Raw genomic sequence first — 16,800 nt, 5'->3', positions numbered from 1 at the left:
TGGTGTTGGGAAACCTGGTTTCCACATGTGTCCCCCCCCCACGACCGCGTTCGGGAGGGTCAGGCTTCCTCGGGGTATTCCGACTCGCGGCGCCACGAGATCGGGCGGGGGCGGGGCAGGCGGCGGTGGCCCGCGCGGCCCGCCGAACGGGGTATGCCGTCCGGTTGGGCTCGGTCGGCCGCCAGCTCGTACTGGTTGCGTCCCACCGCGATCCGCGGCGAGGCCGTGCGATTGCCGGTGCCCACCTCCGCGGGCGGCAACCCCGGCACCACCGGCCCCGCCACCGCCGCGCGGGCGCGGTCGACCCCGGCCAGGACCTGGCGGACCAGCTCGTCCCAGCTCATGCCGCCGGCCTGCTCGCCCGCGGTGAGTGCCCGGGTGATGCGGCCCGCCGCGTCGGCGAACCGGCTTTCCCGCACTGCCAGCTCCCCCAGCGACCGTTCGAGCGCCGCCTCCGCTCGGCGGTCGCCCGCCGCGAGCACCGCTCGCAACGCCGTCTCGCCGCTCTCCCGCCAGTCCGCGTACCGGCCCCGCGCCCCCGCCAGGTCGGCCACCGCCAGCGCCAGTTCCGCGCAGTACTCCGGTTCCCCCGCCTCCGCGGCTTGACGCACCGCGGCCAGCAGCCCGGCCGACTCCCGGTCGTACCACGTGCTCACGTCGCCGAGTTCGGCCGCGACCGGCGTCCGCGGCGCACCGCCGGCCGCGACGCCGCGGACCTCGTCCGTCACCTGCAGCCAGGCCCCGAACAGCCGCCGGGACGGCGCCGGAAGTGGTTGCTCCGCCAGCATTTCCACCGCCAGCAGCCGGGTCAGCGACGGCAGCCGGTAGCGGGCCCCGGCGACGTCGACCAAGCGCGCGTCGACCAACGACTCCAGCGCGTCGGCCGGCCCGAGCGCCGTGGCGGTCCAGCCCGCCCAGCTGCCCGCCGGCAGCAACGCCAGCCGCGCGAACAGCTCCCGGGCCGCCGCGGGCAGCTCCTCCAGGCCTCGGCCGACCGCCGCCCGGACACCCGCGCCGAGCCGGCCGAGCCGGTCGTCCTCGGCCCGCAGCCGCGCCACCTCCTGGGCCAGTGTGCGGCCCGGCCGGGCTGCGACGTGCGTGGCCGCCGCCGTCACCGCCAGCGGCAGCCCGCCGCAGAGCTCGACCAGCTCCACCGCGTCCGACAGCTCGGCCGTCACGCGGTCCTCGCCGACCAGCGCCGACAGCAGCTCGACGCCCTCCGCGCCGTCCAGCACGTCCAGCTCGGCCACCGCCACCCCGGGCCGGGCCGCCACGCGGGCGTGGGTGGTCACGAGCAGCCGGCAGCCCCGGGCGTCCGCGACGAACGGCGTGACGCGCGCCAGGCCCGCCGCGTCCTCCAGCACGGTCAGGACCCGGCGCCCGGCCAGCACGCCGCGGTACAGCGCGGCGCGGCCGTCCAGGTCCTCGGGGATCTCCGCCGCGGGCACGCCGAGGGCGTGCAGGAAGCGCGCCAGCACGTCCGCGGCGTCCTCCTCGGCGAGCCGCGCGTAGAGCACCCCGTCCGGGAACGCCGGTGCGGCCCGGTGCGCGGCCTCCGCCGCGACGGCGGACTTGCCTGCCCCGCCGCGTCCGGTGAGGACGGTGACCGCCGCCGCGCCGGGGCCGTCGTCGGTCAGGCCGCGCCGCAGCCCGGCCAGCAGCCGCTCGTGCCCGGTGAAGTACGGCAGGCGCGCGGGCAGCATCCGCGGGACCGCGCGGCCGCCGGGCGGCGCCTCGCCCGCCCCGGCGAGGATGTCCTGGTGCAGCTCGCGCAGCGCCGCCCCGGGCTCCAGGCCCAGTTCGTCGACGAAGCGGCGGCGCACGGCCCGGTAGGCGGCGAGCGCCTCGACCCGCCGGCCACACCGGTGCAACGCGGTCATCAACTGCAGCACGAACCGCTCGCGCAGCGGGTGTTCCTCGGTCAGCACCGAGATCTCGCCGACGACCTCGCGGTGCAGCCCCAGCTCCAGCTCGGCGTCGAGACAGTCCTCGAGCACCTCCACGCGCCGCTGCGCGATGCGGACCTGGTGGGCGCGCACGACGGCGCTGTCGATCCCGGTCAGCGGTTCCCCGCGCCACAGCGCCAGCGCCGCGCGGAATGCGGCACGTGCCTCCTCCGGCCGCCGCGCGGCCCGGCCGCGGGCCACCAGCGTCTCGAACTCGTGCAGGTCCAGCTCCCCCGGCGCGAGGTCGAGGCAGTAGCCGCTGCCGCGCGCGGAGATCCGCTCACCCAGCCCGGCTTTCGCCAGCGCGCGGCGCAGCGCCGACACACAGGTCTGGACCTGCGCCCGGGCCGTCGCGGGCGGCTCGGCGCCCCAGAGCGCGTCGAGCAGTACTTCCAGGGGCACCACGCGGTTGCCGTTGAGCAGCAGCAGGGCGAGCACCACCTGCTGGCGGCGGGCAGTGACGACGACGGGCTCGCGGCCGCGGACCTGCAGCAGGCCCAGCACGCGGAAACCGGGACCGGCTTCGTTCGGAGGGTTCCGGGTGGCGGAGCCCCCGGTTGTCACAGGGTGGAGCGCCGCGGCTCCGGGTGTCGGCACGGTGGTCTGCACGGTGTTCCCTCCGGGGTCAGACGAGGACTTCGGGCGGCGCCGGGTGCCCGAGGAAGGCGGTGGGGCTGGCGGTCAGGCCGTAGGCACCGGCCTGGAAGATCGCGATCAGGTCGCCGATTCCCGCGCCGGGCAGGGAAACCCGGTCGCCGAGGAGGTCGAGCGGGGTGCACAGGCAGCCGACCACCGTCACCGTCTCTTCGGGACCGCCGGGCGCGGACGCCAGGGCCAGCGGGTAGTTGCGGCGGATGGCCTGGCCGAAGTTGCCGGACGCGGCCAGCTGGTGGTGCAGGCCGCCGTCGACGACGAGGAACGTCGTGCCGCGCGAGACCTTCCGGTCGACGACGCGGGTGAGGTACACCCCGGCCTCGCCGACGAGGTAGCGGCCGAGCTCGATCACCACGCGGGCCTCGGGCAGCGCGGGCCGCAGCGAGACGTCGAGGAGCTTCGCCAGGTTCTCGCCGACCTCGTCGAGGTCCAGCGCGGTGTCGCGGGCGGTGTAGGGGATGCCGAAGCCGCCGCCGAGGTTCACCGACCGCACCGGGCCGGGCGCCGCCTCGGCGAGCTGCAGCACCAGGTCGACCGTGGCGCGCTGGGCTTCGCACAGGCTTTCCGCGCGCAGGTTCTGCGAGCCGGCGAAGACGTGGAAGCCCTGGAAGTCGAGGCCCGCGGCGCCGACCTCGGCCAGCACGGCGGGGACGCGCTCAGCGTCGATGCCGAACTGCTGGGGGCCGCCGCCCAGGCGCATGCCCGACCCGCGCACGGCGAAGTCCGGGTTCACCCGCAACGCCACGCGCGGGGTGAGGCCGAGGCGGTCACCGGCGTCCCGCACGCGGGCCAGCTCGGTGGTGGACTCCAGCTCGACCGTGACGCCGGCGGCGACCGCGCGGGCCAGCTCGGCGGCGGTCTTGCCGGGCCCGGCGAAGCTGATCCGCCCGGGCGGGACGGTCGTGTCGAGTGCCTGCCGCAGTTCGCCGGCGGAGGCGACGTCGAGGCCGTCGACGAGGCCGCTGAGGTGGTGCAGCAGCGCGGGCATCGGGTTGGCCTTGACCGCGTAGCTCAGCTCGACGCCGTCGGGCAGCGCGGCCCGCACCCGTTCGACGCGGGCGGTGACGAGCGAGCGGTCGTAGGCGAAGAAGGGGGTGGTGCCGACCCGCGCCGCGAGCCGGTCCACGGGCACGCCGCCCACGGTGAGCACACCGCCGGCGCGGCGATGCGGCGCCGCCGCGGCTTCCGTCGTGTTCGCCATCGCTTTCCTTTTCTTCGAGCACGGGGAAATAGCAACCGGAAAAGCACCACCGGCAGTTCCCGGCGGCACGGGGACCACTGAAGCAACTACCCACCCACCCGGACATGGGTAGTCCTCACCCAGATTCGGCACCCATGCGGGGACCGCGGTACCCAGGTGTACCTACGGTGTCCGCGCGGTCACGCCCACAGCATCATCCAGTACGGTTTGGACAGACGTTTTCGCAGGTCAGAGCAATTGACCACACCGTTCGGCGCAGTCACCCACCCTCGCTGCTCCAGCCGGGTGGCCTGCTCCGGTGGCAGCTTCCTGCCGTCGCCTGCCTGCCACCGCCGGCCCGGGAAACACCCCTTGACGAACGGGGTGCGCAGCCCGCACGATCGGAATCCACCGGCGCCACCGGAGAATTCCCCGAAACCGGTGCAATTCGGTCAGCAGCACGCATTCCCGATTTCCGCGATCCCTTCCGACGATGGGTGAACTATGTCTTCCCTGCCTGCTCCCGGTGAGCCGATCGCGGTGGTCGGCATGTCCTGCCGGCTGCCCGGCGCCGACGGCCCGGCGCGGCTGCGCTGGCTGCTGGCCGAGGGCCGCGAGGCCGTCGGCGAAGTCCCGCCGGGGCGCCTGCCCGACGGCGACAGCGCCGGGCGCGGGGGCTTCGTGTCCGATGTGGACGGGTTCGACGCGCCCTTCTTCGGCGTCTCCCCGCGCGAGGCCGCGGCGATGGACCCGCAGCAGCGGCTGGTGCTGGAGCTCGCGTGGGAAGCCTGCGAGGACGCCCGGATCGCCCCCGGCACGCTGCGCGGCAGCGGCACCGCCGTCGTCGTCGGCGCGATCAACGGCGACTACGCGCTCCTGCACGACCGCCTCGGCGCCGGGCCGCACACCCTCACCGGCACCCACCGCAGCCTCATCGCGAACCGCGTCTCCTACGTGCTCGGGCTGCGCGGCCCGAGCCTGACCGTCGACTCGGGCCAGTCGTCGTCGCTGGTGGCGGTGCACCTGGCGGCCGAGCAGCTGCGCCGCGGCACCACGGCCGTCGCGCTCGCCGGCGGGGTGAACCTCAACCTCCTGGCGGCGGGCACCGAGACCGTGGACCGCTTCGGCGCGCTCTCGCCGCGGGGCCGCTGCCACACCTTCGACAGCCGCGCCGACGGGTACGTCCGCGGCGAGGGCGGCGGCCTGGTCGTCCTCAAGCCACTGAGCGCCGCGCTCGCCGACGGCGACCGCGTCCACGCCGTCCTGCTGGGTGGCGCGGTGAACAACGACGGCGGCGGCGCGGGCCTCACCGTGCCGCGGGCCGAGGCGCAGACCGAGGTGATCCGCCTGGCCTGCGCCGACGCCGGAGTCGCGCCGGCCGACGTCCAGTACGTCGAGCTGCACGGCACCGGAACCCCGGTGGGTGACCCGATCGAGGCCGAAGCCCTCGGGGCCGCGTTCGCCGGCGACCGCCCGGAACCGTTGCCGGTCGGGTCGGTGAAGACCGTGGTCGGCCACCTCGAAGGCGCCGCCGGCATCGCCGGGCTGCTGAAGGTGCTGGTGTGCCTGCGGGAACGCCGGCTCAGCCCGAGCCTGAACTTCGCCACGCCCAACCCGGCCATCCCGTTCGAGACGCTGAACCTCGAAGTCGTGCGGGAGGCGCGGGAGTGGCCGCGGCCGCGGGAGCGGCTCGTCGCCGGCGTCAGCTCGTTCGGTGTCGGCGGCACCAACTGCCACCTCGTCGTGGCCGAGGCCCCGGTCGTCCCCGAGCCCGAGGACGTCGCCGCCGGCGACGTCCCGCTCGTGCTTTCGGCGCGCTCGGCCGCCGCCTTGCCCGCCCAGGCCCGCGCCTTGGCGGACCACCTCGCGGAGCACGCCCACGGCGACGTCGCCCGGTCGCTGCTGCGCACCCGGGACCTGTTCGAGCACCGCGCGGTCGTGTTCGGCGATCTCGCGTCGCTGGCCGCCGGCACGCCGTCGGAGAACGTCGTGACCGGGCGGATCGTCGACGGCGCCGACGTCCTCGTGTTCCCCGGGCAGGGTTCGCAGTGGCCGGAGATGGCCCGCGCGCTGCTGCGCGACTCGCCCGTGTTCGCCCGCCGGCTGGCGGAGTGCTCGGCGGCGCTGGTGCCCTTCCTCGGCCACGAGCTTCTCGGCGACCTGCGGGACGGCACCGCCGACCTCGAGCGCGTCGACGTCGTCCAGCCCGCGTTGTGGGCGGTGATGGTGTCGCTGGCGGAGGTCTGGCGGGATGCCGGGCTCACGCCGTCGATCGTCGTCGGGCATTCGCAGGGCGAGATCGCCGCGGCCACCGCGATCGGCGCCCTGTCGCTGGCCGACGGCGCCCGCGTGGTCGCGTTGCGCAGCCGCGCGATCGCCGGGATGCCGCGTGGCGGCGGGATGATGTCGGTCGGCGCGGCCGAGGACGTCGTCCGGCCGCTGCTGCCCGCCGACGTCTCGGTGGCCGCGGTGAACGGGACCCGTTCGGTGGTGCTGTCCGGGCCCGCCGACGCGCTGACGGCCCTGCACGCCACGCTCACCGCGGACGGCTATCGCGCGAAGATCCTGCCGGTGGACTACGCGTCGCACTCGGCGGCGGTGGATCCGCTGCGTGAGGAGATCCTGCGGCTGCTGGCCCCGGTGCGCCCGGTGTCCACTTCGGTCACGTTCGTCTCCGCGCTCACCGGCGAGCCGTTCGACACCGCCGGGCTCGACGCCGGATACTGGTTCGAAAGCCTGCGCCGCCCGGTCCGGTTCGCCGACGCGACGGCGGGCGCGCTGACGGCCGGTGGCGCGCGGTTCGTCGAGTGCAGCCCGCACCCGGTGCTGCTGGGCAGCATCGAGGAAACGGCCGAAGCTGCCGACCGCACGGTGGCCGTCGTCGGCACGCTGCGCCGGGACGACGGTGACGGCGACCGGCTGCGGCGCAGCTTCGCCGAGGCGTTCGTCGCCGGGGCGGGCGTCCGGTGGGAGGTGCCGGGCGAGCGGCTGGTGGACCTGCCGACGTATGCGTTCCAGCGGACCCGGCACTGGCTCGGCGAAGAGGTGGCCGTCGCCCCGGTCGCCGTCGATCCCACGCAGGTGGCGGACCTGGTGCTCGCCACGGCCGCGGCTGTCCTGGGCCACGCCGGCACCGGCGCCGTCGACCCCGCGAGCACGTTCAAGGACCTCGGGTTCGACTCGGTGAGCGTGGTGGAGCTGCGTACCCGGCTGCAGGCCGCCACCGGGCTGAAGCTGCCGACGACGCTGCTGTTCGACTTCCCGACGCCTGCTCGTCTCATCGCGCACCTGCGGGCCCGGCCGGGCGACACCGCTCCGGCGGCGGAAATCGCGCCACAGCAGGACGACCCGATCGCGATCGTCGCGATGGGCTGCCGCTTCCCCGGCGGCATCACCTCTCCCGCCGAGCTGTGGGACCTGGTCGCCGCCGGCGGCGAGGCCGTCACCGAGCTGCCCGCGAACCGCGGCTGGGACCTCGACACGCTCCTCGGCGAGGCCGGCCCCGGCTCGTGCGCCACCCGCTTCGGCGGGTTCCTGCACGACGCCGACCGGTTCGACCCCGCGTTCTTCGGCCTCAGCCCGCGCGAAGCACTGGCCATGGACCCGCAGCAGCGGGTGCTCCTGGAGATCAGCCACGAGGCGATCGAGCGCGCGGGGCTCGGTTCCCTCGCCGGGACCGACACCGGCGTGTTCGTCGGCGCGATGGCCATGGACTACGGGCCGCGCCTGCACGAGCCGACCGGGCTCGTCGACGGCCACCGCCTCACCGGGACGTCACCGAGCGTGGCGTCGGGCCGGATCGCCTACACGTACGGGCTACGCGGGCCCGCGCTGACGATCGACACGGCGTGTTCGTCGTCGCTGGTGGCGATCCAGCTGGCCGCCGACGCGCTGCACCGCGGAGACTGCTCGCTGGCCCTCGCGGGCGGCGTCACGGTGATGGCGGCGCCCGGCAACCTGGTGGACTTCACGCGGCAGAACGGCCTTTCCGCCGACGGCCGCGCGAAGGCGTTCTCCGCGGACGCCGACGGCACGGCCTTCGCCGAGGGCGCGGGCATGCTGGTGCTGGAGCGCCTGTCCGACGCCCGCCGCCACGGCCACCCGGTGCTGGCCCTGCTGCGCGGCGGCGCGACCGGCTCGGACGGCGCCAGCAACGGCCTCACCGCGCCCAACGGCCAGGCACAGCAGCAGGTGATCCGGCGCGCGCTTTCGGCCGCCGGACTGTCCACACGGGACATCGACGTGGTCGAGGCCCACGGAACCGGCACGGCACTGGGCGACCCGATCGAGGCACACGCCCTGCTGGCGACGTACGGGCAGGACCGCGAGACACCGCTGTGGCTGGGCTCGTTGAAGTCCAACATCGGCCACACCCAGGCCGCGGCGGGGGTGGCGGGCGTGATCAAGATGGTCGAGGCCCTGCGGCACGAGACGATCCCGCGCACGCTGCACGCCGAGGTGCCGAGCCCCCACGTGGACTGGGCGAGCGGCCGGGTGAAGGTGCTGTCGGCGGCGCAGGCGTGGCCGGACCACGGGCGGCCGCGGCGGGCGGCGGTGTCGAGCTTCGGGATCAGCGGAACCAACGCGCACGTGGTGCTGGAAGCGGCGCCTGCGGAGGAACCGGCGCCTGCCGGGCCGCTGAGCGCCTACGCGGAACCCGGCCTCGGCGCCCGGGCCACCCGCATACCCGCCCACACCGAAACCCCCGCCGCGCCCCTGCCCGCCGAGCCGCTGGTCTGGCCGATCCACGCCCACACCGACACCGCCCTCCGCAGCCAGGCCGCCCGCCTCCGGACCTACGCCGAAACCGCCGCCGACCACGACCTCGCCGCCACCGGTCCGCTCCTCGCCCGGCGGCGTCCCGGCACCTCTCGCGCGGTCGTCGTCGCCGCCGGCCGGGCCGAGCTGGTCGCCGCCCTGACCGCGCTCGCCGAGGGTGCCCCGCATCCCGCGCTCGTCACCGGCACCGCGGCCGGCGAGGCACAGCCCGTCTTCGTCTTCCCCGGCCAGGGCGCCCAATGGCCCGGCATGGCCGCCGACCTGCTCGCCGCCGACGAAGACTTCGCGCGGCTGCTCACCGATGCCGCCGAGGCACTGCGGCCGCACACGGGGTGGTCCGTGCTCGACGTGCTCACCGGCGCCGACGGGGCGCCGGGCCTGGAGGGGACCGATGTCGTGCAGCCCGTGCTGTTCGCCGTCATGGTCGCCCTCGCCGGACTGTGGCAGGCCGCCGGGGTCGCCCCGGCCGCGGTGGTCGGCCACTCCCAAGGCGAGCTGGCCGCGGCCGTCGTGGCCGGGGCGCTGCCGCTCGCCGATGCCGCCCGCGTCATCGCCGTCCGGAGCCGGCTGCTCACCGCCGAACTCGACGGGACCGGCGGGATCCTCGCCGTCGGCCTGCCCGTCGCGCAGGTGCGGGACCGCCTGGCACCGTGGGCCGGGCGGCTGTGGCCGGCCGTGGACAACGGCCCGGCCGGCACCGTCGTCGGCGGAGAGCTCGCCGCCATCGAGGAGTTCGCCGCCGCCTGCGCCGACGTCCAGATCCGGCGCACACCCGTGGCGTACGCCGCGCACACCCCGCACGTCGAAGCGGTCCGCGACGCCCTGCTCCACGAGATCGGCGAGCTGGCTCCCGCCGACACCGCGACCACCCTCTGCTCCTCCTGCACCGGCGGCTTCCTGCCGGGCTCGGAGCTGACCGCGGCCTACTGGTACCGCAACCTCGCCGAGCCGGTCGAGTTCGACGCCGCCATCCGGGCCTTCGCCGGCTACCGGCGGCCGCTGTTCGTCGAGGTCAGCCCGCACCCCATCCTCGCCGGCGCGGTGCAGGAGATCCTCGCCGACGCGGACATCGACGGCACCGCCGTCGGCACGCTGCGCCGCGGGGAAGGCGGCCGTCGGCGGTTCCTGCTGGCCCTCGCCGCCGCGCACGTCCGGGGCGCGGGAGTCGACTGGCCGCGGCTGCTCGGCCCGGTCACCCGCCACCCGGACGTCCCGACCTCGGCGTTCGACCGGCAGCGCTACTGGCTCACCGACGGCGGCAGCGGCCTGCTCGGCGCGCCCACCCCGGTCGCCGACGGCGACGGCTCGGTGGCCACCGGCCGGCTTTCGCTCACCTCGCTGCCCTGGCTCGCCGGGCACGCCGTCCGCGGCACGGTCCTGTTCCCCGGCACCGGGTTCGCCGAGCTGGCACTCGAAGCGGCGGACGGCGGGAGCGTCGAGGACCTGACGCTGGAAGCGCCGCTGGCGCTGCCCGCGTCGGGCGTCGTCGAGGTCCAGGTCGGCCTCGGCGGCGCGGACGACCGCGGCCGCCGGCCGCTGACCGTCCACTCGCGACTCGGCGACGGGCCGTGGACGCGCCACGCGACCGGCACGGTGAGCCCGGAGCCACTGTCCGCCACTCCCCTGCCGGTCTGGCCGCCGGCCGGGGCGGAGCCGGTCGACCTCGGCGACGTCTATCCGCGGCTCGCCGAACGCGGGTACGAGTACGGGCCGGCGTTCCAGGGCCTGACCGCGCTGTGGCGCGACGGCGACGACCGGTACGTCGAGGTGGAGCTGCCCGCCGAAGGCGAGTTCGCCGCCCACCCCGCGGTGCTCGACGCCGTGCTGCACGCGCTCGTCCTCGACGGCACCGAGCTCCTGCTCCCGTTCTCCTTCGGCGGCCTGCGCGTCACCTCGCCGCTGCCGGGTGCGGTGCGGGCCCGGCTGTCCGGCAATGCCACCACCGGCGTCGAAGTCACCCTCTACGACACCGCCGGCACCCCGCTCGGCGGCGTCGAGTCGCTGCTGCTGCGCCCCGCTGCCCAGCCGAGTGCCGCCGCGGAGCTCTACCGCGTGGAATGGACGCCGGTCGCGGCCGGGGGCGGCACCGACCGCGAGTGGACGGTGATCGGGACGGAGCTGCCGGAGGTCGTCCCGCCCGTCGTGCTCACCACCGCGCACGAGCTGCCCGCCGTGCTCGACCTCGTCCAACGCTGGCTGCTCGACCCGCGCTGCGACGGCTCGCGGCTGGTGTTCCTGCAGGACCCGGGCTCGCCCGGCGGCGCGCCGGTGTGGGGGCTCGTCCGGTCGGCGATCGCCGAGCACCCCGGCCGCTTCGCCCTCGCCGGCGCCCGCCCCGGCGCTCCGCTCGCGGCCGCGCTCGACGCCGGCGAGCAGCAGTTCGCCGTCCGCGACGGCGCGGTGCTGGTGCCCCGGCTGGCGCGGTGCCCCGCCGAACCCTCCACAGTGGACTTCGGCGCCGGCACGGTCCTGGTGACCGGCGGCACGGGCGGGCTCGGCGCCCTGGTCGCCGAGCGGCTGGTGACCACGCACGGCGTCCGCGACCTGCTGCTGGTCTCCCGCCGCGGTGGCGACGTCCCGGCTCGGCTGGCCGGGCTGGACGCCCGCGTCCGGGTGGCCGCGGCCGACGTCGCCGACCGCGCCGCCCTCTCCGCGCTCCTGAAGAACGAAACGCTCACCGGGGTGGTGCACGCCGCCGGCGTGCTCGACGACTCGACGATCACCGGGCTCACGAAGGCCCAGCTGGAGACCGTGCTGCGGCCGAAGCGCGACGCCGCCTGGCTGCTGCACGAGCTGACCGCGGACCAGCCCCTCGCCGCGTTCGTGCTGTTCTCCTCGATCGCGGGGGTCCTCGGCAACCGCGGCCAGGCGAACTACGCCGCCGCGAACGCGTCTCTCGACGCGCTGGCCGAGCACCGGGCGGCACGCGGGCTGCCGGGCGTGTCGATCGCCTGGGGCCTGTGGGACACGGCCACCGGCATGACCGCCGCGATGACCGGCGCCGACCGCGCGCGGCTCACCGGAGTCCGGCCGATCACCGAGGCACAGGGGCTGGCCGCGTTCGACGTCGCGCTCGGGCTGTCCGGCACGGTCGTGGCGTCCACCTGGGACACCGCGGCCCTGCGCGCGGCCGACGACATCCCCGCTGTGCTGCGGAGTCTGGTGCCGGTGCGCCGCGCTGCCCCGGCCGCTCCGGCCGCAACCGGATTGTCCGGGCAGCTCGCCGGACTGGACCGGGAAACGGCGGCCGCGACGGTGACCGGCTTCGTCCGGACCGAGGTCGCGACGGCGCTCGGGCACCGGTCGCCGGCGTCGGTCGAAGTGGCGAAGCCGTTCAGCGAACTGGGGATCGACTCGCTGACGTCGGTGGAGCTGCGCAACCGCATCGGGGCCGGCACCGGGCTGCGGCTGCCCGCGTCGCTGCTGTTCAACCACCCGACCGTCGAACTGCTGGCCGCGCACCTGCTCGGCGAGCTGCTCCCGCCGCCACCCGACCCGGCGCAGCGGCTGCGCGAGGCCCTCGGCGAAGTCCTGCCGGACGCCGGCGTCGAGGAGCGCGCACGGCTGGCGGACGTGCTGCGGGAGGCACTGGCCGAACTCGGCTCCGAGCCGGCGCTCGACCTCGCCACGGACGACGAGCTCTTCGCCTTCATCGACAAGCGCTGACCTTTTGCGAACGGATAGGGGTTCGGTTATGACCGGCGAAGAAAAGCTTCGCGACTACCTGAAGCGGGCGACGGTCGAGCTCGCGGGCGCGCGCCGCCGGCTGGCCGAGTACGAGGCCCGCGAGAGCGAGCCCATCGCCGTGATCGGCATGGCGTGCCGGTTCCCCGGCGCTTCCGACGTCGACGCGTACTGGCAGCTGCTGCGCGAGGGCCGCGCCGCCGAAGTCGGCGACGTCCCGGACGGCCGCTTCGACCACGCGCCCGGCGTCCGCCGGCGCGGCGCCTTCCTGTCCGAAGTGGACGGATGGGACGCCGGGTTCTTCGGCTACGCCCCGCAGGAAGCGCTGCGGATGGACCCGCAGCAGCGCCTGCTGATGGAGCTGGCGTGGGAGGCGATGGACGACGCGGGCACCCCGGCGCCACGGCTGGCGGGCAGCCGCACGGGTGTGCTGCTCGGGTTCTCCGACGCGTTCCAGTACGGCCAGGTCGAGGCGGAGCGCGAAGGCACCGGCGTGTACGCGGATCCGTACATGGGCCAGGGCAGCCTCGCCAGCGTCGTCGCGGGCCGGCTGGCCTACCACTTCGACCTGCGCGGCCCGGCGTTCTCGCTGGACACGGCGTGTTCGTCGACGCTCGTCGCGGTGCACCTCGCGGCCCGCGCGCTGCGGGCGGGCGAGTGCGACTACGCGCTGGCGGGCGGCGGGTTCCTGGCGCTGCACCCGTTCCTGTACGTGTACAGCAGCCAAAACGCCCTGCTGTCGCCGACCGACCGCTGCCACACGTTCGACACGAGCGCGGACGGCTACATGATGGGCGAGGGCGGCGGGATGGTGCTGCTGGCGCGGCTGTCCGACGCCCTGCGCGACGGCCACCGCGTCCGCGCGGTGATCCGCGGTTCGGCGGTCAACCAGGACGGCCGCAGCAACGGCCTGACGGCGCCCAACCGCGGTGCCCAGGTCGAGGTGATCCGCCGTGCGCTGGCCGACGCCGGCGCCGCCCCGGGCGACGTGGACTTCCTGGAGGCGCACGGCTCGGGAACGCCGTTGGGCGACGAGATCGAGCTGGGCGCGCTGGGTGACGTGTTCGGGGACCGTCCCGCTTCCCGGCCGCTCACGGTCGGCGCGGTGAAGACGAACATCGGCCACACCCACACGGCGGCCGGGATCGCCGGGTTGATCAAGACGGTGCTGGTCCTGGAGAACGGCGAGGTGCCGCCGAACCTGCACATGAACGACCCGGCGGAGCAGGTGCTGGCGAACGCGGCGGTCCGGCCTTCGACGGGGCTGGCGCCGCTGCCGGACCATGGCCGCCCGGCGGTGGCGGGGGTGAGTTCGTTCGGCTGGTCGGGCACGAACGCCCACCTGGTCCTGGAGGCCGCCCCGGCCGAGGTCCGGGCAGAGCCGGTACCGCCGGCCGCCGAGCTGATCCCGGTCTCGGCCGCGTCGGCGGCCGCGCTCCGCGCGCAGCTCGCCCGCCTCGGCCAGCTCACCGCCGATGCCTCACGGACATCAACCGTGCCTGAAGAGGCATCACACGTGACTGGACAGGCATCTCACGTGACTGGAGGGGCATCACGCGTGACTGGAGGGGCATCACGCGTCATTGCGCGAGCCGCGAGCGATGCCCCGCCAAACACGAGTGATGCCCCGCTGATCACGCGAGATGCCCGGCCAATCACGCGTGATGCCTCGGCAATCACAGCCGCGGACCTCACCTTGGCCGACCTCGCGCACACCCTCCGTGACGGCCGGGCGCACCTGGACCACCGCCGGGCCGTCGTCGCGACCAGCCTCGACGATGCCGCCCGGCAGCTCGCCTCCGCCGCGCAGACGCCCGGCGTCCACCGCAAGCCCGGCTCGCCCACGGTCGCCTTCCTCCTGCCCGGTGTCGGCGACCAGTACCGCGGCCTGGCCACCCGGCTCTACCGGGACGAACCCGTCTTCGCCGCCGCCGTCGACGACTGCTGCACGATCGCCGCCGAGCGGTGCGGTGTCGACCTCCGGGCCGCCTTCTTCGCGGAACCGCGAACCACCGAAACGTCGTTCTTCGGCGAAAGCCCGGAAGACGAACTCCTCGACCGCGCCGAGGTCGCCCATCCTCTCCTCTTCACCGTCGAATACGCGCTCGCGCAGGTCCTCGCGGCCCGCGGCGTCCGGCCCGGCCTGCTCGTCGGCTACAGCCTCGGCGAGTACGTCGCCGCCTGCCTCGCCGGGGTCTTCACCCTCGCCGACGCCCTGTACGTCGTCACCGGACGGGCCCGGCTGATCGGGCAGGCACCCGCCGGGCGGATGCTCGCCGTCGCCGCCGATGCGGACCGGGTGACCGCCGCACTCAAGACGTCCGCAATAGACATTGCCGCGCTGAACGGCCCGCAGATGACCGTCCTCAGTGGATCACCGCAGGACGTCGAAACCGCGGCCAAGTACCTGAAAGACGCCGGACTCGCCGCACGGACCCTGCGCTCGGCGCACCCGTTCCACTCCAGCCTGCTGGAACCCGCCCGCGAGAAGCTGGCGCACCTGGTCGCCTCCGTGCCCCGGCAGGCACCGAAGATCCCGATCGTCTCGAACGCGACCGGCACCGTCCTCACCGACGCCGAGGCCGTCGACCCGCGGTACTGGGCCGGTCACCTCTGCCGCCCTGTCCGGTTCGCCGACGGTGTCCGGTACTGCGCCGCCCAGGACGTCGACGCCTACGTCGAGCTCGGCCCCGGCCAGACGCTCGGCGGCCTCGTCCGCCAGAACCAGGCCGACGCCCGCCCCACCGTGCTCGGCACCCTGCCCGCGCCCTGGCCCGTCGAGAACCGGCCCGCCGAAGGCGTCGCGCTGCTGGAGACTCTCGCGCGGCTGTGGGAACTCGGCGTCGACGTCAAGCCCGGGCAAAGCGGCGGCCGCATCGTGAGCCTGCCCGGCTATCCGTTCCAGCGCACGAAGTTCTGGCCCCAGGCGACCCGCACTCGAACCGAGCCGGCAGCGGAAGGAGGCCGAATCTACGCCCCGGTCTGGCGCCTCGACCCCACCCGGCCCACGGGCACCCCGCACGGCTCGCTGATCACCACGAACGCCGAACTCGCCGCGCTGGCCACGAAGGCGGGCATGACCGTCGGCACCGACCCGGCCCAGCTCCCCCAGCCGGTGCACGTCGTCCACGACGGCGGCTTCGACGACCTCCTCCGGACCGTCCAGGCCCTCGACGGCCACGACGTCCGCCTGCTGACCGTCACCACCGGCGCGGCCGAGATCACCGGCGGCGACCTCACCGACCCGGACGCCGCCGGAGTGCACGGCCTCGGCCGCGGCGTCCGCGCCGAGTACCCCGGCCTGCGGTGGCGTGGCGTCGACGTCGAACCCGGCACGCCGGCCGAGCACCTCCTGGCCGAACTGGCCCGCCCGTGGCCCGGCGACGCCGCGGTCGAACCGGTGCTCGCCGGCTGGCGCGGTGGCCGCCGCCGGCTCCAGGAGTACACCGAGATCACGCTCGACGACGTCACCCCGGACTGGGGCGGCACGCACGTGATCACCGGCGGCACCCGCGGGCTCGGCATGATCGTCGCGAAACACCTCGCCCGCCACGGCGCCCGCAAGCTCGTCCTGATCAGCCGCACCGGCGACGCGGCCCCAGCCGACCTCGCGCAACTCGGCGCCGCCGAAGTACTGGTGCTCAAGGCCGACGCGGGCGATCCCGAACAGCTGCGAAAGGCGCTGGACGAAGCCGGCGGACCGGTCGACTCGATCGTGCACGCCGCGGGCCTGCCCGGCGGCGGGCTCGCGCAGCGCCGCACCGCCGAGGACATGCGGCGAACCATCGCCCCGAAGGTCCGGGCGGTCGGCCCGCTCCTCGAAGCGCGGCCCCGGCGCCTGGTCCTGTTCTCCTCGATCGTCACGGTCGTCGGCGGCATCGGCGAAGCGGACTACTGCGCGGCCAACAGCGTCCTCGACGCCCACGGCGCCGCACTGTCCACAGCGGACACCCAGGTGGTGACCGTCGCCTGGGGCCACTGGCAGCACGACGCCTGGGCCGACGCGGCCACCGGCGAAGCTCGCCTCGCCTACCGCCGCCGCTACGGCTTCACCGCCGAAGCCGGGTGCGCGCTGCTCGACAAGCTCGCCGGCCACGGCCTCCGCGGCACGGTCGTCGCGCTGCGCCAGGACCTGCCGGCGGCCCGCCGCGAGCTGGCCGCGCTCAACGACCTCGGCGGACTGCTCGAAGCGGCGCCGACGCCGCAGACGCGGTACCCGCGGCCGCCGTTGCGCACCGAGTACGCCGCCCCGCGCGGCGAGCTCGAGACCGACATCGCCGGCGTCTGGGGCGAGTTCCTGGGCATCGACGCCGTCGGCGTCCACGACCCGTTCTTCGACCTCGGCGGCAACTCGCTGGTCGGCATGGCCATGGTGGCGGCGCTGGAAAAGCGGCTCGGCCGCCAAATCGCGCCCGCCGTCCTCTTCGGCCACCCGACCGTGGCCGCCTTCGCCGCCGCACTGACCGACACCGACTCCCCCGCCCCGCGGGCGGCGACCACCGGCTCCACGCGCGGCCGGCGCCGCCGCCTGGCCGGCACCCGGAAATGAGGGACACC

The 16,800-nt window shown here is 75.4% G+C and carries 4 protein-coding genes; 2 read left to right on the top strand and 2 right to left on the bottom strand.

What is annotated here, in order from left to right; all coding sequences use genetic code 11:
* Positions 1–59: 59 nt before the first annotated feature.
* On the bottom strand, positions 60–2,450 hold the full coding sequence (locus I4Q55_RS34755; RefSeq protein WP_206794165.1) for an AfsR/SARP family transcriptional regulator: 2,391 nt from the start codon (positions 2,448–2,450) through the stop codon (positions 60–62).
* Positions 2,451–2,571: 121 nt separating this feature from the next.
* Positions 2,572–3,801 (bottom strand): pyridoxal-dependent decarboxylase, exosortase A system-associated, encoded by a 1,230-nt coding sequence (locus I4Q55_RS34750; RefSeq protein WP_206794163.1) that lies wholly within the window; start codon positions 3,799–3,801, stop codon positions 2,572–2,574.
* Positions 3,802–4,284: 483 nt separating this feature from the next.
* Here I4Q55_RS34750 and I4Q55_RS34745 point away from each other — a divergent pair, with 483 nt between their 5' ends.
* Both I4Q55_RS34745 and I4Q55_RS34740 read left to right on the top strand, forming a co-directional pair.
* Entirely contained in the window at positions 4,285–12,225 is a 7,941-nt protein-coding gene (locus I4Q55_RS34745; protein WP_206794162.1) for a type I polyketide synthase, read from the top strand.
* Positions 12,226–12,253: 28 nt separating this feature from the next.
* Complete coding sequence (locus I4Q55_RS34740; protein ID WP_206794161.1) at positions 12,254–16,792, top strand: type I polyketide synthase; 4,539 nt, start codon at positions 12,254–12,256, stop codon at positions 16,790–16,792.
* Positions 16,793–16,800 lie beyond the last annotated feature (8 nt).

Source organism: Amycolatopsis sp. MtRt-6, assembly GCF_017308975.1.
Lineage (GTDB): Bacteria > Actinomycetota > Actinomycetes > Mycobacteriales > Pseudonocardiaceae > Amycolatopsis.
The sequence above is the reverse complement of the archived record's forward strand: the minus strand, read 5'-3'. Positions and strand labels throughout refer to the sequence as shown.

Bases quoted from the DNA above. Each gene is read 5' to 3' on its own strand.
- I4Q55_RS34750 (WP_206794163.1), bottom strand. From the start codon at position 3,801: ATGGCGAACACGACGGAAGCCGCGGCGGCGCCGCATCGCCGCGCCGGC.
- I4Q55_RS34745 (WP_206794162.1), top strand. From the start codon at position 4,285: ATGTCTTCCCTGCCTGCTCCCGGTGAGCCGATCGCGGTGGTCGGCATG.
- I4Q55_RS34740 (WP_206794161.1), top strand. From the start codon at position 12,254: ATGACCGGCGAAGAAAAGCTTCGCGACTACCTGAAGCGGGCGACGGTC.